Genomic DNA, 22,735 nt, shown 5'->3' on the forward strand with positions numbered 1-22,735 from the left:
AATTTTTAATTGGTCAATATCGGCTTTATTGTTGGGTTCTTTATGAAAAATAATTTTCAATTAACTAAAATTGCTGCATCTCTGGTAGTAATGGGTGGAGTATCGCTGCTGGGTAGTCAAGCTATAGCTGCTGCACCTTTAGCTGGTACGAATATCAGTAACGTTGCAACTGCATCTTATACTGACAATACCGGTACAGAACGTGTGGTAACGTCTAATGAAGTAAAAACGCTGGTCGCTCAAGTCGGTAGTTTTACACTTGAAGCTAACCGTGCTGCGCAGACAACAGCAAATGGTCAGGTAACTTTTTCACATATCTTAACCAATACCGGTAACGGATCGGATAAATTTGCGATTTCGCTTACCGATATAGATGACGCAACCACAACATTTGATTTCGAAAATGGCAAGTTTGCAATATATATTGACCGCAATAAAGATGGGGTTGCGGACAGTAAAGTCGCATTAACAGCTGCTGACCGGATTGAACTTGCAGCAGGGGAATCTGTGGGTTTAGTCGTGGTAGCAACCACACCAAGCACGGCGCTTGCTAACCAGCTTGATAAGTTACAGGTATCAGTGACAGCTCAGTCAGTTGCTTTATATGATTCAAGTGCTGTAACGAAAAGTAATATCGACACTACGACCATTACCACTGGTGCAGTAATGCAAATTACCAAAGCTGCCAGTGTAAGTGTGACTCAAGCAGGGCAGGAAGTTGAATATACTTTAACTTTTAAAAATACAGGTAATGCAGCTGCAACCAATGTGGCAATCTTTGACGTATTGCCCGCTACTGTGCAATTTGTTGCTGGATCTGCACGTTATAATGGCAGTTCAGTGGCACTCACCGATGCAAAAGATGCTTTAGACAAGTTTGAAGTCAGCGGAAATAAATTCCTTTTTAATATTGACAGTGTTGCAGCAAATACCTCAGGCAAGTTGACTTTTAAAGTTAAAGTTTTAGATAGCACCAGTGCGGGAGATATCAAAAATACTGCCTATGTCGATCCGGATGGTAAACCCGGTACTTCTGGTGGACCGAATATTCCATTAGTGATCACCGATGTGCCGGATACCACACCGACTGATCCTACGACTGTTCCATCGAATCCATCGATTGTGACTGTAACAGGAAAATTTGATGGTTCGATTAATGACTCTGTATTAAACAACTTTAAAGATGGCACTATTCCAGGTGCTCCAGTGGATGACCTTATTACCTTGGCAGGTAAACAAGGTGTTCCTGTTATATTTGGTGACAGTACAACAGAAGGTAATATGATTGTTGTACATAACCGGGGCAACACAGCAGATTCTTATACGCTTACTGTAGATAAAACAAGTTTGCCAGCAGGCAGTATTGTTGAAATTCTTAAAGCGGACGGGAAAACGCCTGTAACGTCGAATAATACCGGTCCAATTGCAGCTGGTAGCTATGAGAAATATATCGTTCGCGTCACTTTCCAGAACGGCGCAGTAGTCAATAATAATCAAATTATTTTGACCAGTACTTCTGATGCGAACAAAGGTACAGACAATTTAACTCTAGTTGTTTCCAGCTTACAGGCAAATACGGTGGACTTGGTTAGCAAACCTGATTCAACGACAGAACTGGGTACGGGTCCGGGTAATTCAACATCTGTAAAAACTGTAACTACACCACCGGCAATCCCAGCAACTTTTGATATTACGATCAAAAATACCGGCAACATTCCGGATAATTATATTATTAATGTTCCAAATATCCCTACAGGCTGGACTGCTGAAGTTTTTGAAAAAGATGGCTTAGGCAACTGTACTGCAACTAAAGTGACCAATTCTGGCAACATTGCCAATGGGGCTGCAAAAAGTTTCTGTTTAATCGTGACGCCTCCTGCCGGAACGCCTGCAGATATAGTTACTGGTAAAGATATTAAGGTCGAGATTTCTTCGCCTGCTACAGGTACGAAGGATGATATTACCTTTAATGTCAAAGTGGCTGAACAACGTCAACTGACCTTTACTCCAGACCGTCAAGGTCAAATTGCACCAGGTGGTACAACAGTATACAGCCACACATTAACCAATACGGGAAATGTACTGGAAGGTGAAACCAAATATCCAGTCGAAATTAACTGGTCTTCTACTTTATCAGGTATGAATACCTCAGTTTACGTTGACCTGAATAAGAATGGCATGGTTGATGCCAATGAACTGGTGATAGGTGCGACTGCTGCAGAGCGTAATGCCTCTTTGACTGCTTTATTAGCACAAACCAATGGGGCTGGTTTATCACAAAATGAGTCAGTCACAATTTTGGTCAAGGTAGAAGCACCTGCCACGGCAACAGCGGGTGAGGCGGATACTACGATTGTGACGTTCAAGCCTACAGGAAGTAACAAGCCTGCGGATGTGATTGTAACGGACCGCACGGTGATTAACTTAGGTCAGATCCGGTTGGTTAAGACTCAGGCTGTAGCAGACTGTACAACGACTCCAACAGTTTATGGAACAACTGATTTACAGGCAAAACCAGGTCAATGTGTGTACTACAAAATTGTAGCCACCAATGATGGTAATGCAAATGCAACCAATATCGTGATTTCCGATATGGTACCAAGTTATACCAAGCTATTTCCAGGATCATTGAAGCCATCGTCTGCAACTCAAACCAATGGTCAGGTGAGTTCTACCGTGAATACCTTGACTCCGGCAACATCAGCAACTTTAGAGTTTGCTGTAAAAATTGATGACAGCGTAACCACTCCATAATCTTTAAAAACTCTTCTCCCTCTTTTTTCGAAAAGAGGGACTCGATTCGTTTGTTCTAATTATTTGTATTTTCGTATTTTCGGTTTTGGGGTGTGGCAATGAAAAAAGCAATGAATAAGAAAGTGGAGACATTATCTTTGTCTGCACTTGCATCTGCTTTGTTCTTTGCACAGCACGGTCATGCTGCGATGCCTATGGCTGGACAAATGATTCAGAATATTGCTTATGCAAGTTTTGAAGTTAGTGATTTGAAAGGTGGACAATTACTGCGAACAACTCAATCCAATGCAGTCAATATCGAAATTGCAAAGTTCTATGGTCTTGAACTATTTCCAGATCAGCTCCAGCAAGTAGAAGCGGGTTCAAAAGTCATCTGGTTAAATCAGGTGACCAATACCAGTAATACAAATGCGTGGTTTGATTTTAAAACCGCGGCTATTAACCATTTATCCAATTTAAAAATCTATTTAGATGCCAATCAAGATGGTGTCCTGGATATTTCAGATACCCTGGTTAAAGATGGATTAGAATTACAACCCAATCAAACTGTACACTTATGGGTCGTGGCAGATACCTCATTACAAACTCCCGATCAGTCCAAGTTAGAGCTTCCTTTAACCGCACAGATTCGTGAAGAACCGCAACAACAAAAAACAGTGCAAGACCCTGTACAGGTCTTTGAAGCAAAGTTAAAAATAGAAAAAGCCGTAGACCAACAACTGCTTAGCATAACTCAGCAGGCACAAACCCTGAATTATACTTTGACGGTAACCAACTCGGCATCATTACCGGTATCACCTGCAACAGTCACGGTGGATGGACAGGAACAATCATGGGTGATTGTTGAAGATCCTTTGCCGGCAAATACTGTTTTTGAAGATATTCAGGTTTCAGATCTGGCTTCTAATACACTGGTTTTGCATAAGTTGGCAGAAGGACAATATTCAAGTCATTTACCTCAGGATAAAAGCCAAATTGGCTATGCCGTCGTTGCTTATAAAAAACCATTTGCGGCCGGTCAAAAAAGCGAGATTAAGTTAAAGGTTAAAACTCAACCGACCATTAGCTATACCACATTGGTGAATGGAGCTTATGTTCTGCATCAAAAAGGACAAGTGAATCAAAAAACCTTGTCCAATAAAGTTGAAACCAAGGTTGTAGGTCAGCCAACTTTAAATAGCACCACAAATGATTTTAAAATCAGCTTGTATACCGGCAAAGTTAATGAACCAATTTATTTAAAAACCAATGCCGCGGTTTGTAATGCCAACCGTTTTAGCAAAGAGCAGGCACGCATTCGTATTCAGTCTAAATTGACGGGTGATATTGTTATTATTTCCGCCATGGAAAGTGGTGAAAATACTGGTCTGTTCCAATTTAGTTTAGCTACTGAAGAAAATGCAGAAAAAAATCTGAATGATGCTGTTTTACAAACGCTTAAACGTGATGAGGTTACAGCGAGTCTGGTTGAATGCGTCGACGAGCAAGGTCAGGCCACTACACCGATTAATGATATTTCAACGCAGATATTAATTGATCCATACGGCATTATTTTCGATGCAAAAACGAAAAAGCCTGTGGCTGGGGCAACCGTTATACTGGTGGATGAAAATGATCAGCCGGTCGGTAATAATGTGGCTTTTGAAGTTGACCGTACCACGGGGGCTTTACGTTCAATTCCTGCAAAACAGGTAACGTCTGCGACAGGTGAGTTTGTTTATCCGCAAGTGATTCCGGGTAACTATAAATTGTTAGTCGATACCTCAACAATTGCTACTCATCAATATAGTTTTGTTAGTGATCAGGTGGTTTATCCGATCAGCTCATTTAACGGCATGGCGGTACATTCGCAATATTCTTATGGCGGCATATTTACCCTGACATCCAGCAGTCCGGCATTGAATATCGATATTCCGATTGACCCGCTATTAAGCCAATCGGGTTTGATGGTACAAAAAACTGCACGTGATAGCAGTATCGAATTGGGTGATTTCACCAATTACAGCATTACCGTGAGTAATAAAGGTGATGTACTTGCACGTGATGTTAAATTGCAAGACAGTTTACCGCGTGGTTTTAGCTATGTGCCAAATACCATGCGTATTGATGGCAAACCCGTGGCAGACCCTGAAGGTGGCAAAGGCCCTTATTTAACGCTGGGTTTGGGTGATCTTGCAGTCAATGCCAGCGCCAAAATTGAATACCGTGTTCTAGTCGGACCCAATGCTTTAAATGGAGATGGGATTAACCGGGCTCGTGCAGTAGATGGTTCTGGTCTCAGTTCAAATGAAGCACAGGCTAAAGTTAAAGTTCGTCCGGGTGCATTTAGTGCCGATGCATTTGTGGTAGGTAAAGTTTATACCGACTGTAACCGTAATGGCATACAGGATAAAGGCGAGTTGGGTGTGCCGGGTGTCCGTCTCTACATGGAAGATGGCAGTTATGTCATCACGGACCGTGAAGGTAAATATGACTTTTACGGCGTGTCAGCAAAAACCCATGTGCTTAAAATTGACCGCACCACCTTACCTGCAGGCGTAGAGTTGCTGACTCAGTCCAACCGAAATGCTGGTGATCCATCCAGCCGCTTTGTCGATGTCAAACGTGGCGAATTGCATCGTGCTGATTTCGCCATGGCGAATCAGGTAGAGGCCTGTTCTGCACCCTTAACGGATGCAATCAAACAGCGTCAGGAAAAAATTAACAGCAGCAATTTAAATCTTGAAAAAGCGATTAACAAGCAACTTTCTATTGATGTACCGAGCTATCTGGAAAGCAGCACCCGTTCAGAAAACACCCAAGGCTGTTTGGCAAATGACAATGATCAGAATTGCTTATTGAATCGGGGTGATTTTGCTGCACAAAAACAACCGCAATTGTTGATTGATCCGGTAAAACCGCCTGTTTTAGTGAATCTTGAAGAATATTTAAAGCGTAGCGACAACAACGCTTTAGAAATTTTAAACTTAAAAGAAGGACAGGTTCTACCTCATGCACAAACGACGATTCAGGTTCAAGGTGCAGCAGGTGCGACACAGCGTGTTTTAGTCAATGACGTGGTGGTGGCAGATAAACAACGGGGTAAATTAGCCATCCTGGATGAGCATCGTAAGCAAGGCGTTGAATATGTCGGAGTGGCATTAAAAGTCGGTAAAAACAGCATTCGTGCTGAACAATTAGATTTTGCTGGTAATGTTCGTGAAAGCCACCACATTCAAGTCATTGTTCCAGATGAAATTCATCAGCTGAAATTACAGCAAGCGCCAATCCCGGTCATGGCCAATGGCCGTGATGTGATGCAGCTGCGCGTTCAGTTGCAAGACAAACAAGGCATCAAGGTGGCCACCCGTACCTCGATCACTCTAGAAAGTGATATTGGGATTATTGATCTTCCAGATTTAAATCCAAATGAACCGGGCATTCAAAGCTTCATTGATGGCGGCGAGATGATTATTCCGATTCTTGCACCGAATGCGCCTGCACGTGGAAAACTACGCGTTAGCAGTGGTTTAATCAAAGAAGAAATCGACATTCAGTTTCAGGCGGATTTACGTCCGCTGATTGCCGTAGGTTTAATTGAAGGTTCAATTAACTTTAATAATTTTGATAATACACAGTTGCATAGTGTGAATCGTAATGATGGTTTTGAAGATGAGCTGAATGAAATTGCCGAGTGGGGTGATGACACCTCATTGACCGGTCGCACTGCAATGTTCCTGAAAGGAAAAGTCCGAGGCGATTATCTGTTAACCCTGGCTTATGATTCTAATAAAAGTTCCAAGCAGCGCCTGTTCCGCGATATTCAACCTGATGAATATTATCCGGTATATGGTGATGCAGCGGCAAAAGGCTTTGAAGCCCAATCGACCAGCAAATTGTATGTACGCTTAGACAAAGGCCGTTCATATGCGATGTATGGCGACTATGTGACCCGTACAGAAAAAGATGAAGGTCTGGCTTTAGGGCAATATAACCGTTCATTGACTGGTCTGAAAGTGGGACATGAAGGAGATAAGTTTCAGGCATCAGCATTTGTGGCTGAAACCAAATCGCGTCAAGTGGTGACAGAAAATCGTGCACTGGGTATTTCTGGTCCCTACAGTCTGGGTTCAATTTCAAGTGAACTTATTTTAGACAATAGTGAAAAAGTCGAGATTCTGACCCGCGATCGTAATAATCCGGGGTTGATTATTGCCAAACAAATCCTTACCCGTTTTAGCGATTATGAAGTCGACACCTATAGCAACAGTATTTACCTAAAACAGGCTATCGCCAGTGTCGATCAAGACCTGAATCCAAACTTTATCCGTATTACGGTGGAAGCGGATGAAATTGGTGAAGAATATCAAGTCGGCGGGATGAGTTTTAGTTATGCCATGAAGAGCCATCTGAAAATGGGTGGTTCATTTGTGCAAAGTAATGATCCATTAAATCAGGAACAGATTGCCAGTTTAAATACCGTGGTGAAAGTTGGGCAATACGGTAAATTCATTGCCGAAGTGGCACAGTCTAAAAATACCGACTCTACGGCAGATCAGAGTACTCAGATCAATAGTGATTCAAATCGTGACAAAGACCAAGGTACTGCTGCACGGGTCGAATTTGAATATGCACCGAGCTTTGCCCATGTTCGTGCCTATCACCAGCAAGCCGAAGAAGGTTTCCAGAATGATGCGGCAACCATTAGTGCAGGACGTAAAGAAAGTGGCATCAAGGCTTCAGCACCCATTGCAAAACTGGGCCTGGCTCGTATTGAAGCAATTCGTACTGAAGATCAAGAAAATAACGGCGTTCGTACCGGATTGTCTACAAGTCTGGAACGTAATTTCTTTAAAATTCTCGCGGTCGAATTAGGGCTGCGTCATTATGATGAAACCAGTGCTGCGGCAACTTTAGCGACAGAAAATCTGGGTCCATATAATGGCACGACTGGGCGTATCAAATTTACTGGTAATCTGCCTTGGAAAGGCGCATCGGCTTTTATTGAATACGAACAGGATTTATCCAATTCCGACAAACAGGTTTTATCGGTGGGGGGAACGGCAAAAGTTTTACCGAATACTGAAATTTATGCCCGCCACGAAGTAATTTCAGCAATTGATGGCCTGTATTCCATGAATAGCACGGAAGAAACCAACAGCACGGTGTTTGGTATTTCCAGCAACTATATGAAAGATGGTTCAGCATTCAGTGAATATCGTGTTGCGGATGGCATCAGTGACCGTGAAGCTGAAGCAGCATTGGGATTGCGTAACCGCTGGCAGTTAAAACCGCGTGTCTATGTCAGTAGCAGTTTTGAGCGTATCCAGTCTTTATCTAAAAATGAAGACAATACCAAGAACGATGCCACTGCACTGAGTCTTGGGCTTGAATATTTAGTTCATGAGAATTGGAAAGCGACCACCCGTTTGGAAGGCCGCCGCTCTGACACTTCAGATACCCTGATCAATACCATTGGTTATGCCTATAAGCTCTCCGATGATGCCACCGTACTGACTAAAAACACGCTGAACTTTGTCGATAATAAAGCAGCAAATCAGGGTGATCACTTACGCAACCGTTTCCAGCTCGGTTATGCATGGCGCGATTATGATCAAAATAAACTCGATATCTTGTCGAAAATTGAATATTACTATGAAAATAATGCCACTGATTTAGAAGCAGAATACAAGCGTGAAGCCTATGTGACTTCTGTACATGCGAATTATCATCCACAGCGCCGTCTGACTTTATCGGGTCAATATGCCGCAAAATGGTCTGAGCTCGATGAAGATCATATTACTAGCAATGCTCTAACGCAATTGTTCAGCGGTCGGGTAATTTATGACATCAATGAACGTTGGGACATGAGCGTACAAGCGGGCACTTTGTGGGCTAACCGCGGTGCAGGTACACGCTATTTGGTCGGGGCAGAATTGGGCTATTTACTGGCAACCAATCTTTGGGTCTCGGCAGGTTATAACTTTATGGGGTATCAGGATGATGAACTGGCAAATACCAGTTCAACCGGTGAAGGTGCGTATTTAAGATTCAGATTCAAGTTTGATGAAGATCTGTTTGGTCGCCGTTCGGCAAACACAAACTTTGCTTTAGAGCCAGAACAGGGACGATAGAACATGAAACAACTTACTGGACTACTTGCAGCTTTATTTTTAGGGAACAGCTTGGTGTATGCTGAACCCTTTTCAGCTGCTGATGCTCAACGTCAAATAGATACCTTATCCATTACTTTACAACAATATACTGATGTTGATGCTGATGCACTGACGCGCTATCACGCTTACAAGGCAAAAATGTGGTTAAGTTATGCAGTCAATCAACAATCCGAACGCAGTTTAACCGTTGCAGGGCAGGAAGCTTTGCAACAGGCCCAAAGTATTGTCAGTGGATTGCAGTCCAAGCAAAATTTGAGTTTAACCACGCCAATCTTAAGCGTGTCACAAGTCATGCGTCGGGATTTATGGTGGCAAGTGGAGTACTTGAAACAGCAGGGTGCCATTGATAAAGCGCCCGAAAGTCTGGCACATGCAGAAGTAATGCTGGTTTGGGCTGCAGCAGAATATTGCGAGTTGGGCTGGAGACATTCCCAAGAACCTTTTAATGCGGTGCAACAGGCTTTATATCAGGTGGTTGAATCTACAGGTGTACAGCGCACCGATATCAGATGGCAGCCAGAGCAGTTGCCTTCAGTGCAGCAGCTCAATGAAGAGGGCTGTCAGGGGGTAAATTCTAAATTTTGGCCTCTAGCTAAAGTACAATTAAATCAACAGTCTAATAGTTTAAAGATCAATAATATTGTACATTTTGCCCGGGACAGTGCAGATTTAAGCCCAGCCAGTCAGACGATTCTGCAACAATGGGTAGCCCAATTGAAACAATATCCACAATTGTCTGTTGTTTTAAAGGGTTATACCGATCGGCATGCAAGCCCGAGCTATAACATACAGCTGGCACAGCGCCGTGTTCAGTCAGTGCAAGATTATCTTATAGTACAGGGTATGGATATTGCAAATATTACGACTGAAGCCAAGGGTACAGTTGATTTTCAAACTGATACAGAAATGAAAAAAGCTGAAGCTAAAAGCCGTCGGGTGGTTCTGCAGGTTGCAGATGCACATGGGGTTGAAATTAAATATCTACCGCAGTGGCAAGATTTACAAATAGTCAAGACAGCAAAAAGTGAAGGTGAAATAACAGTATGATCAAGCGATATTTACCTCATGTTTTGGCATCTACAGTTTTATTGCTCGGCGGTATGGCGCAAGTTTATGCAGCGGCGGATAAACAGCTAACAACAACCACAGATCCAAACCTAATTCAACGTAGTTTTTTAAATTTAGATTTCAGTCAGCCGAATATTTATGTTAATTATCAGCAAAATGGTAAGTCTGGTAGTGGTGCCAAAAATGTAGCGCTCCCAGAACAATTGGTTACAGGCTGGAAAACAACGCATAGAGTTATGACGGCTGATAATTTTTGGCAGGCAGGCCGATTGATTGAAATTTGGCGTGGTCAAGGAGCATATGCTAATTCAACATGGCAAGTTGCCAATGGAGGTGATTATACATCGAGTTCAGCAAATCAATATGCAGAACTCAATGCTGAAGAATCATCAACCTTATATCAAAATGTCTGTTTAATTCAGGATGAAAGTTTTAATTATTCTTTTAAGCATACTCGCCGTATTAGTACGAGTGAGCAGGCAAGTTTTTCGATAGGTATTGTCACGGATACAACCACAAATGCTGCGCGTAGCTATACAAGCAAACAGAATATAGCAACAACTTCAGGTAGTTCTTTATATTCATGGAAGCCATATTCGGGCACTATTAAAGTCAGCCAAGCCTCAGGTGTTTATTCTTTGGGTTTTCAGGCTCTCACATCTGGCACACAAGGAAACTTCCTTGATGATATTACGATTACAGATTTAAAACCTGTGGTTGAATTTAGTGCTAATAATGGAAGTGCCTTTGAAAATGCAACTGGGACAGTGCCTTTATTGTTTAAAATGGTGGGGAATGTAACATCAACTGCAATGCCGACCTTGAAATTTAATATTGCTTATGCAGATAGTGTTCCTATGGTGGAACGAGCAATCTATAATGTTGATTATGTTCTAAAGAAGCGTAATGGTGCGACGGGGACGACTTTTACAGAACTGACTGTAGATGATGGACTAAATTATAATACAAGTACCGGGGAAGTTACTTTTTCTTATAAACCTGATTATAACTCAGGTTTAAATTATGAACAGGGTGTGGAATTTAATGGTTTGGTCCTAGAGTTTAAAGATAATAAGCAATCCTTAGGAAATAAAACTTTACCTATTAAATTTGCCACGATGGCAAGTGTCATCCCCGTTGCATTGGACACTTGTAGCCAGGCTTCTCTAAACAATTCTTTAAATTTTACTATTGAGGAGGATGATACCGATCTAGAAATAATTAAGAGCTTAACTTCAGAATCATTATCTAAAGTGTATAAAGACCAATATCTTGCTTACACGCTGGAATTAACCAACAAGACTAAAGTGGATGCTGATGAAGTTATTTTAAAAGATAATATTCTTGCTAATTTAGCTTATGAAACAGCGGGTGTAAATGCGGCAACTTTAAGCTGTGAAGCTATAACTAATGAAGGAACAACATCAACTTGCCCGACTTTACCTAATGATGCAGTAACTAAATTATTTTCATCTGGTGGATTAAATCTGGGTACTATCAAAGGGCTCGCCAAGTATAAATTTACTCTAAATAAGCTAAAAGCCAAGGAAGATGCAACAGGAGAATATACTGGTTATGTAGTGAATAATGCACTAGTGACAACCACTTCAACTGATATTGACTCGAGCAATAATACATCCACTGTAAAAACAATGATGGCTACCAAAACTGATCTGTCCAATAACAAAACAGGTGCACCCGTAACAGAAACAGGTATTGGCATGTTTGTAATTGGAAAAGAGGGTAGAACCGGTTCCACACCACTTTGGACTCAAAAATCAGACAGTAACACCAAAGTTTATTTCCCGCTCAATATTCAGAATTACGGCAATTTGGCACAGGATTATCAACTGTATGCCTCTAGTAGCAAAATTGAACCAACACTGGGGACGGGTGACTATTCAACCTTGGTTAAAAATAGTATTACTCCCTTTAGTTCTGGTTTAAAAATTGAATTTTATAAGGCAGATCTTGCACAGTGTAAAACGGGTATAAGTGCTCAGCAGATTACTCAACTGAATGTTGCCGCCAATAACACTACACAGCTCTGCGCAGTCGTGACCGTTTATTCTTCTGTGACAACGACCACCAATATCTGGTTTGCAATTGAGTCACTTCAATCGGGCTTGGCTGACATTATTCTGGATGCCGTGATTCCCCAGCCTCAGAAACGTGCATTGGAATTAAGCAATGATCAAAGTGCACAGGTGGGGATCGGGGGAAGCTATGTGTTCTTGCACCGTCTGACCAATTATGGCGTGGAAAATGAAACTAAAGTAAAAGTCAATCTTAACCCAGTCAATCGTGCCGATGGCTTTTTATACACCCTGTTTTTGGATCAAAATGGCAATGACACGCTAGATGCAGGTGATACTTTGCTATCCGGCACAGAGACAGAATTAAGCAATATCATTGAACCGAATAAATCGGTCACTTTATTGATTAAAGTTGAAGCCCCATCAACGGCCAACAATGGTATGAGTAGTCAAGTTAAGCTGATTGCCAAGCCGGATAATGTAGGGAAAGACATGACATTAGCTGATTTAAGTAATACGAACTTGATTACGGTCAGTCCGAATCAGTTAAAAATTATGAAATCGCAATTCAAAGTTGAAAATTGCAGTATGGCAAATGCCGCGGCAGTGATCAATGCAACGTATACCGTACAAAATGAAAACCTGAAACCGAATCAATGTCTGATTTACCGGATTATGGTGAAAAATACTGGCAGTATGGCATTAAGCAATGTAGTGATTAATGATATGTATCCCGCTTATACCCAGCAATGGGCTCTTCCAGGTATATTGCCAATTGTAGGAAGTAATGGTCAAAACATTACCCATAGTAGCAACAATACAATTGAGGATGATAGCACAGCTAAAATTAAGACAATATTAAAAGAGCTGTTATCACAACAGGAAAAGTCTCTGTATTTTGGCATCAAAATGCAATGAGAGGTTTAACATGATAATGATTGTCTAATTTATGATGTTCCTATCATGGTAGTGCCCTGTACTAACGTTATAACTATCTAAACCATTTTCATTCTGTAATTTCCAGTTGCCTGCAAAGGTAGTAGCTGATTTACCTTGCCAGACTTCAAGCTCACCCGTTGGTGACTGCTCAACCATTAAATCAAAAACGAGCTGATGATCTGTTGAAACGTGATTTCAGTGCAAAGCAACCAAACCACCTATGGGTTACTGACTTCACATATATTCAGACGAATTCAGGTTGAGTCTATACTGCATTTGTTATTGATGTATTTTCACGGGCAATTGTAGGTTGGAAGGTATCGACACGGATGAATACAGATATGGTTCTGGATGCACTTGAACTACGTAGATAGGTTTAACAAAAAACGGCTGCATAGTACGATTGGATATGTTTCGCTATTTAAGTTTGAAGCAACGTCAACGTATTATGAAAAGATGCAATCCTTAGATCAGGTTGCTTAACTTAAATAAACTGTCTCCGACAAACCCGGTACGGTTCACTTTCAGAAACATGGTTACTATAGTGATATTTTTAAATCTATTCTTGTTTCTACTGAAGGAGTATATTTTAGTTGTAAGTTCTCTAAAATTGCAGGTCTTGCATAAAAGTAACCTTGTAAGAGATCACATTTATGTTGATAGAGCAGAATGGCCTGTTCAACAGTTTCTACGCCTTCGGCCACAACTTCCAAATTAAGTTGTTGAGCCAAATGAATAATTGATGTGGTGATAGCCTCATCTTGTTGATTAGTAGTGAGATTATCAATAAAGCTTTTATCTAATTTTATTTGATTGATAGGCAGTTGACGGAGGTAACTCAGGCTGGAATAACCTGTACCAAAATCATCGATTGCTACTTGAACCCCTAAAGCACGGACTAATTTTAAAATTTCTACAGCTCGATCTGCTCCATTAATAATCACTCCCTCAGTAATTTCAATTTTAAGTAGTTCTGGTGGTAATTGGCTTATATTTAATGCATTTCTAAGTTCTTCTAAGAAATCTGCTCTACCAAATTGTAGAGGCGAAATATTTACTGACACACTGATACGGCTCCTATTTAACCTGTTGAACGTTGCAATATCTATGCAAGCTTTTTTTAATACCCATTGACTAATAAGTATTATCTGTCCAGTTCTTTCTGCTAAAGGAATAAACACATCAGGAAAGATATATCCTTGTTGAGGATGATGCCATCTAATAAGTGCTTCCACACCTTTAACGTTACCAGTCAGAGGCTGAACTAAAGGTTGGTAAAAAAGTTCAAATTGTTGAGATTTAACTGCGGCCATAAGTTCTAAGCGAAGGTATGCATAATTATTTTCTAAAGTATTTTTACAATTACTCTCTTCATACCAATACCAGGTGTTTCGGCCTTGTTTCTTTGCTTGTTTCATTGCTTTAATAGAGTGATGTAATAGTTCTGAAGAATTCCTTGCACTAGTATTTGTACTTGCTATACCAATACTTGCACTTAAATGTAAAGTTTGACTCTCAATCTGGAAATTTTGTGTAGTTAATTCTAGAATTATTTGGGCGATCTCTGTTATTTCTGTATGCGTATATTGGCCAGTTAATAGCAAAGCGAATTCATCTTCAATATAACGGCATAGAATTGCTTCGGGTTTTAAAAATTCCTTAAGACGTTTTGCCACATGTCTAAGGATTTTATCTCCTATTAAATATCCTAAACTTTCATTCATTGAGCTAAAATCATCAAGATCAATATAAAGTAAGTAAAGATGAACTAAAGAGTTACGTTTTTCTAAAAAATTTGTTTCTAGCAGCTGATCAAAAGTGGTCTGATTCGGTAAACCAGTTAAATGATCATGACTATTTTGATAATTGATATATTCTTCATGAAGACATTGCTGAGTAATATCTTCATGAATGCCTAGAAAGTGGGTACAGATACCTTCATTGTCAAATACTGGACCCAACATTAAGCGACACCAGAACCAGCTTCCATCTTTACAATAATTTTTCACAGTAACAGTAACTTCTTTTTGTTCTAGAACTGCTTTCTTCAATACAGCAACTTGATATGGATCGGTATCGGAACCTTGTAAAAAAGAACAATTTTGACCTAAAACATCTTCTTCAGAATAACCTGTAAGTTTTAAGAATGCAGGATTGACATAAACTATAAGCATCTTTTCAGTTGCATCGGTAATAAAAATGCCATTTGAACTTGCATTCACGCCACGTTCTAATAGTCTTAAGCGTTCTCTATTTTCATGCCTTGAAGTAATGTCGTTTGCTATAGCAAACATACCGGTAATTTTCTGGTTCTGAATAATCGGTAGATTTGTAAGATCTAGCCATATAATTTTACCTGATACATGAAATGCTGGAATTTCGTAATGCTTGGCTTTACCTTTTAAAGCTTCTTCAAAAGCAGTATTCACTAACTCATGATATTGTTTAGGAATAAGGGCCCAGTAATGCTTTCCTTTAACTTGGTCTTCTGAAAAACCTGTAATTTCTTTGCAAGCAATATTGGTATTTAGTACGAAGCCCTGTGTATCTAGTTCAAAAATTGCATCAGGATGGTAATTATAGAAAGAGCTATATTTTTCATTAATTGCTATTTTTTGTTGACGTTCATTTTCTATTTCAAGAGCTAAAGCTATTAATGCTCCAACCTGTTGTAAATTTCTAATATTTTTTTCTGATATTTTTTTAGGAGGTCGATAATATATTACAAAAGCCCCATATATAGTGCCTTTAGCATTGATAATTGGCATAGACCACCAACTAATCATGCTTTTAGGTTTAATCAATATATGATAAGAAAAGCAATTTGGATCATCAATTAAATTGAAATTTATAATTGAGTTATGTATAAAGCTACTAGATGTATCTATTACTTGATTTTTTTTCACTTTCAAATATTTGGTCAATTTACAAAACTGTTGAGAGAAATTTTGTCTACCATTTTTAAATTCTAACTGCTGATAAAATTTTGAATTGATATTTATAGTAATTAATGATTCAGACAGCTGATATTCAAGCCACTCAAGGATAGTTTCAAAGAATACATTAATGTCTGTATATTGGCCAATCAGATTAAATAAGTAATCCTTAGTATCATGATTGAAATTACTGTTCATATAGCACGCCATCCTTGCTTTACTTATTAAGATAATAGTTTTTCAAAAGCGTGATCAGTATTGTAAATTATTAGTAACAATTTCAGTAAAAAATAGTGTAAATTGGCATTTTTTTTTCTGTTATTTTTGGTTTTTAGTGGCTTTGTTGCACAAAGATTTAAAATTAAAGCTACTCTGAGCTAGTCAAATTTAAGACACAACTCGGGTATGAGGTCGGCCTAATTCCGTAAATTTATTTAATACTGCCACACGTGCATGAATCTCATTGACTTGGCTTTGAAAGTTTCTCGCACTGAGTTTATCCCCCAATAATTTGATGCAATGCATCTTGGTTTCAACCAAACTGCGCCGATGGTAACCTGACCATTTTTTCCATATTATTCTTCCTAAATGCTTAACTGTTCGAAGTAATTCATTTCGCTCTCGCGAATGAACTTTTGTATCTTTCCAAGGTCTCGCATTTTTCCTAGGTGGAATCACTGCATGCGCTTGCCGATCTGCAATGACCTGACGGCATTGTTTTGTGTCATAAGCCCCATCTGTATAGACTGAATCAATCTGTTCATCCAATGGGATTTGATTTAGTAAATCACCAAGGACTTGCGAATCACTCACATTGTTGGTCGTGAGTTGAACTGATCGTATTTGTAGGGTTTCAGCATCTATACCGATATGAAGTTTTCGCCATTGGCGACGATATTCAGGCTGATGTTTCTTGCGTTTCCATTCACCTTCACCTAAAAACTTTAAACCAGTAGAGTCCACAAGTAGATGTAGTCCATCACTACTTTTTTGATAGCCAATTACAAGATCAATATGCTTTTGTCTTCTGCAAATGGTGGAATAATCTGGCGCTGTCCAATCTAAACCACAAAGCTTAATGAGACTTTTCACAAAGCCAGTGACCATACGTAAAGAGAGTCGAAATAAGGATTTAATCATTAAACAGCATTGGATGGCTGTATCTGAATAAGTTTGATTTCGACCATGTTTACCTTTGGGTTGAGCGTACCATTGAGTCTTGGGATCAAACCAAATCGAAATGTTTCCTCGATTAATTAAGGCTTGATTGTATTTGGACCAGTTGATTGTACGGTAGATATTAGGTGGAGGCTTCTTCATTCGGAAATTATATTGCTGAATTAGACCTTACGAACAGCTTTGTGCAACAAAGCCACCATGAATAATAAATGCCAGTTCGTATTCGGTTTAGTATTGATTATTCTATGCATTCCCAAACCTTTCGCGCGCGCTGCTGAACATTTTCAAATTGATTATGAACACCTACAGCAAGGTCATGACGGCATTACACGAATTGAACGATATTCAAATCTGATGATTCGTGATCAGGGCAACATTCTTATCAAACGTTTAAACAGATTGCCTAGTGACTCTTATATTGATATAGGCAAGCATCAACATTTTGATATTTCAAATATGTCTATCTGGATAGCTAGGGAGCCTGAAACCAAGCGCTTGACCATTCAATTAGTTGACTTTGATGAAAATCAACGTATCCATCTTAATGAGATTAATCAGGAAATTTTGGGCTTTAGTAATTGTTGGGAGTGTTACTCATCTCTTTTACCTCACTCTACGACACCGAAGAACAACATAAAAAATGGGCACATTCATTTGGACTATAATAGCCAACGCGATATTGTTAAAAACTATAAAGCTACCCATCATAAAGGCTATAACTCGTTTCAAGTAAAGCCTTTACCAACTCAAGAAATGGATTGGGATAAATTGTATAAACTTAATTTAAAACAGTATGATGACTTTAGTGATTGATCTGTTCAGAAAGTATATATATTTCTATATGTTCAAAAAAATCTGCAGAATTTTTTTTGGATAGATGTTCGGGTAACTTGGGGAAAACCTATACCTTTAATTTTTTTAATAAGCTGATTTCACTGGTAAGCGTCCGCTGAATCCCATGCCTATTTTTTAATTTTGGTCGGATTTCCAGCGGTGTGGCAATAATTCTTCAATCTGGGTCACTTTATGTGTCGGCAGCTTTTTCAGAACATCACTTAAATAGGCATACGGGTCCAAGCAATTCAGCTTTGCTGACTGGATCAGGGTCATGATGTTTGCAGCTCGTTGACCACTGCGCAGTGAACCTGCAAATAGCCAGTTCTTTCGTCCCGCTGCTGGCATTGCTGAATAAGTTGATGTTTAAATTCAGCCGTAAAGGTTCGATGGGGCTTTTTTAGCGTTGGATGATTTGAATATACAAAAACAGCTAGTTATCCAGGACTTTGGTTATACAATCTTACCCCTAGTTTCTGTAATAAATGAGTTTAGGGCAGAATTAATTAAAGTTACTCCAATTTTAGACCCTTCATTTTCTCGTGTGATTACTTTAGCAACGCACTCTACAAGAAATATTCCCAAGCATATTAGGATCATTTCACGCGAAATTATTGGTTGTGTTGAGCAATCTATTGATGAGAAAAAATGGCCGAATGCTCAATGGATATATGAAAATTAATATCTAAATTTTATTTATAAAATTGTAAGTTAAAGACCTAAAACCACTTGATATGGTTTAAATCCTTCAAGTACAGCATCCGAAACCAATTGAATAAAAGCTTCAGTTTTTCCGTAAGCCATCCACTGATCAAGAGCTTCATAATAAGCCAAACGATTTTCAACTGTGATGACACAAGGTGGATAACCAGCTTTAATCAATTCGAGGTTCATCAATAGACGTGATGTACGGCCATTGCCATCAATGAATGGATGGATACCTACAAAATCAGCATGTACTTTGGCTGCACGTTCAATTGGATGCAGCTTATGTGCTTCACTATTATACCAGTCTACGAATTGAGCCATCTTGTCATTTAATAACGTGTAATCAGGCGGGGTAGACGTTGCACCAGAGATTAAGACATTTTGTTGGCGATAGCGGCCAGCATTATCATCATCAATATTTTTTAAAATGAGTTGATGGATATTGCGAATTTGCCATTCAGAAAATTGTTCCTCTTTCTGAATGATATCCTCAACATAGTAAATTGCATTTCTATGGTTGATCGCTTCGAAGTGTTCTCTTAATGCCTTTCCGCCAACAGTAATACCTTCGAGTACTACTTTAGTTTCTAGCAGGGTGAGTGTATTGCCTTCAATTGCATTCGAATGATAGGTCCAGCGGACAATAAGATCTTCTTGTAAATTTTTAACAATTGATGGAGAAAGAGGGCGATGTTGATCTAATTTTTTCTTTAAATCATCAATAGTTTCAAACATAACCTTATCCCTGAATTTATCTTAGTCGATCATACATGAAAAAAGAAATATCAGAAATGTAGTGATATATCATTACATTTTGTATTGATTATAAAAGTAGTAATTGGATGGCTTTCAATATTCTAGACACGAGACAGCCTCATTTTGAAAACCCATTATTGTTCATTTCCCCATACGCCCATTGCATGCTGTAGATGACCAGTTTTGACATAAAGCGTTGCGCCTGATAGACCTGCCTGAAATTTAGCCGCACTATTGATGGGAAGACGGACCCATGAACCTGCGGGATATATTTCAGTGCCGCAAAATAATTGACCTTTGATAATTAGCACTTCAATCCCTTGTTCTGATTTCTCTTCGAAAATCTGAGCAGGTTTTAGCTTTTCTAAATAGGTCTGTTCATGTTCCGATTGAAACAACGGGCATCTCATCCGATGTTTAGTAAGCTTCCAATTCGCTGGATCATTGGTATTAATTCGGGTGGGCTCTATCTCATGTTCGGTCATTTGCATCAGTTTCACAAAGATTAAACAACCAGCTTTACTGGAAACCTGATGAGTTGAATGATGGGGATTACGTAAATACCAGCCTGCCGGATAATCATCTTCAGCATTCTCGGTAAAAATGCCTGACAATATGAGGACTTCTTCACCCAAAGGATGTTGATGTTCAGGAAAGGCAGATTCTGGTGCGTATTTCACAAGACTAGTTGCACGTGCTTTCTCATCGCCAATACGATCAAGCATCATTCTATCGACTTCACCTCCTGGAGATTTTACCCAATGGTAATCCTCTGGCTTGATGATGACGGGTTGTGAGAAGTCGGCATGAATAAACATAATGTTGTCCTGTAATGAAGAAACCTACGTATTTTAACGAGAATGCACAGGTTTATTTTAAAAGAAATAGCGATTAGTGAGCTCACTGTTTCAGAAAAGATAAGCATGTTGATAGCAGATATTACTCACTAAGCTATGAAATATTAATATTTTAGAGTTTAATCAACTGTGCTTTGTTTTTACATCAATGAGGAATGGCATGAAATATCAACCGCCTTATACGATCACCTCTAAAATTATTCACTTGATTGCACAAATTAGTGAATCAATAGGGCGTTTGACTGCATTAACTCAAATCCAAGATAGCCTTAAATTGCGAAAAGCCAATCGTATTCGAACGATTCAAGGGTCTTTAGCGATAGAAGGAAATACCTTGAGTACAGAGCAAATCACAGCGATCCTGAATGGCAAGACCATTATCGCTCCACCTAAAGAAGTTCAAGAGGTACGTAATGCCCTAAAGGCATATGAAGAAATTCAAGATTGGAATCCTGATCAAGAATCGCATTTGCTGAAAGCACATCAAATATTGATGACAGGACTGATTGATGAAATTGGACAGTATCGTCATGGCGGTGTTGGTGTGATGTCAGGGGATCGAGTCGTGCATATGGCTCCGCCTGCAAATCAAGTCCAGCGTTTAATGAGAGAGTTATTACAGTGGTTGGCTGAAGGTAATGAGCACCCATTAATTCAGAGTTCAGTATTTCATTATGAATTTGAGTTTATACATCCATTTGCTGATGGCAATGGGCGGATGGGGCGTTTATGGCAAACTTTAATCTTAAGCCAGTGGAATCCTATTTTTCTCAACATCCCTGTAGAAAGCTTGATTTATCAAAACCAAAAAGCTTATTACGATGCATTGCAAGCGAGCACAGATCGTTCAGATTCTGCACCTTTTATTGAATTTATTTTGCAGATGATTCTAGATGCAATACTTAGTTCTGATGCCAGCGATCAAGATACCGCTCAAGCTAGCGTACAAGTTAGCGATCAAGTTAAACGTCTCATCCAGAATATGGAGCAGAAAGAATATAGCTTAACTGAGCTTATGGCTCTATTGGACTTGTCCCATCGAGCCACATTCCAAAAAAATTATTTAACTCCAGCATTAGAAGCAGGTGTGATTGAACGTACCCTTCCTGATAAGCCTAAGAGTCCTAAGCAAAAGTACAAATTAAAAAATTGAACTGTACTGGAGTTGATGTGATTATTAATATAATAATGAGCTAATTGAAATGTTATAACATTACATTTATTTCTAGGTGTAATTTGCTGCTATAATGCCGTACGCCACTTCAAATCCGAATTCAGGATTTGAACAATATTTTAAAGTGATTCAATGCACTAAATCTAATTTGGGTCAAAATTGGGTCAATGAATTTTTTTATTCAATAAAAGAGCTTTAAAATTAATGAGTTAGGTTTTGAGTTCAATTGACGCCACCTCCACCAAAATTTTTGCTATAAATCAGACGCTTATTTAAGTGGCTTTTTTATTGCCTAAATTTTATAAGCGATTTAAAAGATCAAATCAAAACTAGAACGAATACGCTCAATCAATAAATGCTTCGACTCTGACAAATGGGTGTTTTTACGAACCATCAATTGGGTCTGAGCCGTGTTGCACAGTTCGGAATCAATGGTTAAGGCAACGGCCTGACCTTCTTTTACTGCATCTGCGATATCTGCATAGCGCATGGCCGAAATCCCATGTCCAGCCACCACATAATTTTTAAGGGCATAAATAGAATTGGTGGTCAGGCCAATATTCAGGTTTACTTGTAAGCGCACCATTTCACTGTCAAGTAATTGGCGAAAACCATGCCCCACAGGCATTAAGGCAAATTTATAGGCTGAAATTTCAGAGAGGCAAATGCGATGCTTGAGCTTGGCAAGAGGATGACCGGCAGGAACAGCCAGAATAAAAGGTTCTGTTTTATGGGCAATGGTGCTGATGTCTGTATGAAATGGAGGATTATACGCCAGTCCGATATGCGCCAAACTGTCCACGATATGTCGTACCACATGCTGGGCACTCATTAATTCTAACTGGATTTCAAGATTTGGATATTTATGATGCACATGTCGAAGTACATCATAAATCATGTGTTGCATATAACTTTCACTTGAAACAATGTTCACTTTGCCAAGTTGAGAAGATTGCAGCTGAAATAAACTGTCAAATAATTCATTTTCACGATTCTTATTTTCCTTGAAATACTCAAGTACCAGATAGACGGCTTCAGTCGGAATAATATGCCGCCCCTTACGTTTGAAGGGGTTTATTTTTAGTTCAGATTCAAAGAGTTGAATTTGTCGGCTCATGGCGGACTGTTCAATATTCAGGATATCTGCCGCTTTGCGCATCGAACCGAACATCATCACCGTATAGAAATAACGCAAACGCTTTTCATTGATTCCGTTCAGTGGCGCAAGGAATTGCAAGTTTCTGTCCATAAAAACTCTGATGCCTTAAAAGCATCAGTATGCCGAATAAATTACATTGTTATCAAGTCAGGAGCATGCTTACATGGATTTTGAACAATA

Annotated in this window: 12 protein-coding genes and 3 pseudogenes; 8 read left to right on the forward strand and 7 right to left on the reverse strand. The window is 39.5% G+C overall.

Annotated elements, in window-relative coordinates:
* Nucleotides 1-42: 42 nt before the first annotated feature.
* The 4 genes from G4D73_RS13325 to G4D73_RS13340 all read left to right on the forward strand — a co-directional run bounded on the left by G4D73_RS13325 (nucleotide 43) and on the right by G4D73_RS13340 (nucleotide 12,931).
* On the forward strand, nucleotides 43-2,754 hold the full coding sequence (locus G4D73_RS13325) for a DUF11 domain-containing protein (protein ID WP_213686960.1): 2,712 nt from the start codon (nucleotides 43-45) through the stop codon (nucleotides 2,752-2,754).
* Between the two features lie 98 nt (nucleotides 2,755-2,852).
* Complete coding sequence (locus G4D73_RS13330) at nucleotides 2,853-8,867, forward strand: SdrD B-like domain-containing protein (RefSeq protein WP_213686961.1); 6,015 nt, start codon at nucleotides 2,853-2,855, stop codon at nucleotides 8,865-8,867.
* A 3-nt stretch (nucleotides 8,868-8,870) separates the two neighbouring features.
* Nucleotides 8,871-9,956 carry an OmpA family protein gene (locus tag G4D73_RS13335; RefSeq protein WP_228305171.1) on the forward strand — a complete coding sequence of 362 codons (1,086 nt, stop codon included), beginning with the start codon at nucleotides 8,871-8,873 and terminating at the stop codon, nucleotides 9,954-9,956.
* Nucleotides 9,953-12,931: a hypothetical protein gene (locus G4D73_RS13340; protein WP_213686962.1), complete on the forward strand. Its 2,979-nt coding sequence runs from the start codon at nucleotides 9,953-9,955 to the stop codon at nucleotides 12,929-12,931. Before G4D73_RS13335 ends, G4D73_RS13340 begins: the two co-directional genes overlap by 4 nt.
* 45 nt (nucleotides 12,932-12,976) lie before the next feature.
* On the opposite strand, the pseudogene G4D73_RS13345 reads toward G4D73_RS13340, so the two are convergent.
* Nucleotides 12,977-13,132, reverse strand: a pseudogene (locus G4D73_RS13345) (anthranilate 1,2-dioxygenase large subunit); the annotation flags it as partial.
* Between G4D73_RS13345 and G4D73_RS15730 the strand changes: the two are divergent.
* Nucleotides 13,111-13,314: pseudogene (locus tag G4D73_RS15730) on the forward strand (DDE-type integrase/transposase/recombinase); the annotation flags it as partial. The pseudogenes G4D73_RS13345 and G4D73_RS15730 overlap by 22 nt on opposite strands.
* Before the next feature lie 177 nt (nucleotides 13,315-13,491).
* On the opposite strand, the gene G4D73_RS13355 reads toward G4D73_RS15730, so the two are convergent.
* Nucleotides 13,492-16,086, reverse strand: coding sequence for an EAL domain-containing protein (locus tag G4D73_RS13355; RefSeq protein WP_213686963.1), 2,595 nt, complete (start codon nucleotides 16,084-16,086; stop codon nucleotides 13,492-13,494).
* Nucleotides 16,087-16,275: 189 nt separating this feature from the next.
* On the reverse strand, nucleotides 16,276-17,208 hold the full coding sequence (locus tag G4D73_RS13360) for an IS5-like element ISAlw1 family transposase (RefSeq protein WP_004278954.1): 933 nt from the start codon (nucleotides 17,206-17,208) through the stop codon (nucleotides 16,276-16,278).
* Between the two features lie 57 nt (nucleotides 17,209-17,265).
* Between G4D73_RS13360 and G4D73_RS13365 the strand changes: the two genes are divergently transcribed.
* The gene (locus G4D73_RS13365; protein WP_004646188.1) at nucleotides 17,266-17,880 is read left to right on the forward strand and encodes a hypothetical protein; all 615 of its coding nucleotides are present in this window, start codon (nucleotides 17,266-17,268) and stop codon (nucleotides 17,878-17,880) included.
* Nucleotides 17,881-18,036: 156 nt separating this feature from the next.
* Here G4D73_RS13365 and G4D73_RS13370 read toward each other — a convergent pair.
* A pseudogene (locus G4D73_RS13370) lies at nucleotides 18,037-18,243 on the reverse strand (transposase domain-containing protein); the annotation flags it as partial.
* Between the two features lie 64 nt (nucleotides 18,244-18,307).
* On the opposite strand from G4D73_RS13370, the gene G4D73_RS13375 reads away from it, so the two are divergent.
* Complete coding sequence (locus G4D73_RS13375) at nucleotides 18,308-18,583, forward strand: hypothetical protein (RefSeq protein ID WP_016806891.1); 276 nt, start codon at nucleotides 18,308-18,310, stop codon at nucleotides 18,581-18,583.
* A gap of 29 nt (nucleotides 18,584-18,612) precedes the next feature.
* Here the strand turns inward: G4D73_RS13375 and G4D73_RS13380 are convergent, their stop codons facing one another.
* Nucleotides 18,613-19,344 (reverse strand): Fic family protein, encoded by a 732-nt coding sequence (locus G4D73_RS13380; protein ID WP_213686964.1) that lies wholly within the window; start codon nucleotides 19,342-19,344, stop codon nucleotides 18,613-18,615.
* Nucleotides 19,345-19,499: 155 nt separating this feature from the next.
* Nucleotides 19,500-20,183 carry a cupin domain-containing protein gene (locus G4D73_RS13385; RefSeq protein ID WP_213686965.1) on the reverse strand — a complete coding sequence of 228 codons (684 nt, stop codon included), beginning with the start codon at nucleotides 20,181-20,183 and terminating at the stop codon, nucleotides 19,500-19,502.
* Nucleotides 20,184-20,382: 199 nt separating this feature from the next.
* Here G4D73_RS13385 and G4D73_RS13390 point away from each other — a divergent pair, with 199 nt between their 5' ends.
* Nucleotides 20,383-21,375, forward strand: a complete 993-nt coding sequence (locus tag G4D73_RS13390) for a Fic family protein (RefSeq protein WP_129716578.1) — start codon at nucleotides 20,383-20,385, stop codon at nucleotides 21,373-21,375.
* Between the two features lie 331 nt (nucleotides 21,376-21,706).
* Here the strand turns inward: G4D73_RS13390 and G4D73_RS13395 are convergent, their stop codons facing one another.
* The gene (locus tag G4D73_RS13395) at nucleotides 21,707-22,645 is read right to left on the reverse strand and encodes a LysR family transcriptional regulator (RefSeq protein WP_213686966.1); all 939 of its coding nucleotides are present in this window, start codon (nucleotides 22,643-22,645) and stop codon (nucleotides 21,707-21,709) included.
* Nucleotides 22,646-22,735 lie beyond the last annotated feature (90 nt).

The organism is Acinetobacter sp. WY4, assembly GCF_018438165.1.
In the GTDB taxonomy this organism is placed as follows: domain Bacteria; phylum Pseudomonadota; class Gammaproteobacteria; order Pseudomonadales; family Moraxellaceae; genus Acinetobacter.

Bases quoted from the DNA above. Each gene is read 5' to 3' on its own strand.
- G4D73_RS13390 (WP_129716578.1), top strand. From the start codon at position 20,383: ATGAAATATCAACCGCCTTATACGATCACCTCTAAAATTATTCACTTG.
- G4D73_RS13355 (WP_213686963.1), bottom strand. From the start codon at position 16,086: ATGAACAGTAATTTCAATCATGATACTAAGGATTACTTATTTAATCTG.
- G4D73_RS13365 (WP_004646188.1), top strand. From the start codon at position 17,266: ATGAATAATAAATGCCAGTTCGTATTCGGTTTAGTATTGATTATTCTA.
- G4D73_RS13360 (WP_004278954.1), bottom strand. From the start codon at position 17,208: ATGAAGAAGCCTCCACCTAATATCTACCGTACAATCAACTGGTCCAAA.
- G4D73_RS13385 (WP_213686965.1), bottom strand. From the start codon at position 20,183: ATGTTTATTCATGCCGACTTCTCACAACCCGTCATCATCAAGCCAGAG.
- G4D73_RS13335 (WP_228305171.1), top strand. From the start codon at position 8,871: ATGAAACAACTTACTGGACTACTTGCAGCTTTATTTTTAGGGAACAGC.
- G4D73_RS13395 (WP_213686966.1), bottom strand. From the start codon at position 22,645: ATGGACAGAAACTTGCAATTCCTTGCGCCACTGAACGGAATCAATGAA.
- G4D73_RS13380 (WP_213686964.1), bottom strand. From the start codon at position 19,344: ATGTTTGAAACTATTGATGATTTAAAGAAAAAATTAGATCAACATCGC.
- G4D73_RS13340 (WP_213686962.1), top strand. From the start codon at position 9,953: ATGATCAAGCGATATTTACCTCATGTTTTGGCATCTACAGTTTTATTG.
- G4D73_RS13330 (WP_213686961.1), top strand. From the start codon at position 2,853: ATGAAAAAAGCAATGAATAAGAAAGTGGAGACATTATCTTTGTCTGCA.
- G4D73_RS13325 (WP_213686960.1), top strand. From the start codon at position 43: ATGAAAAATAATTTTCAATTAACTAAAATTGCTGCATCTCTGGTAGTA.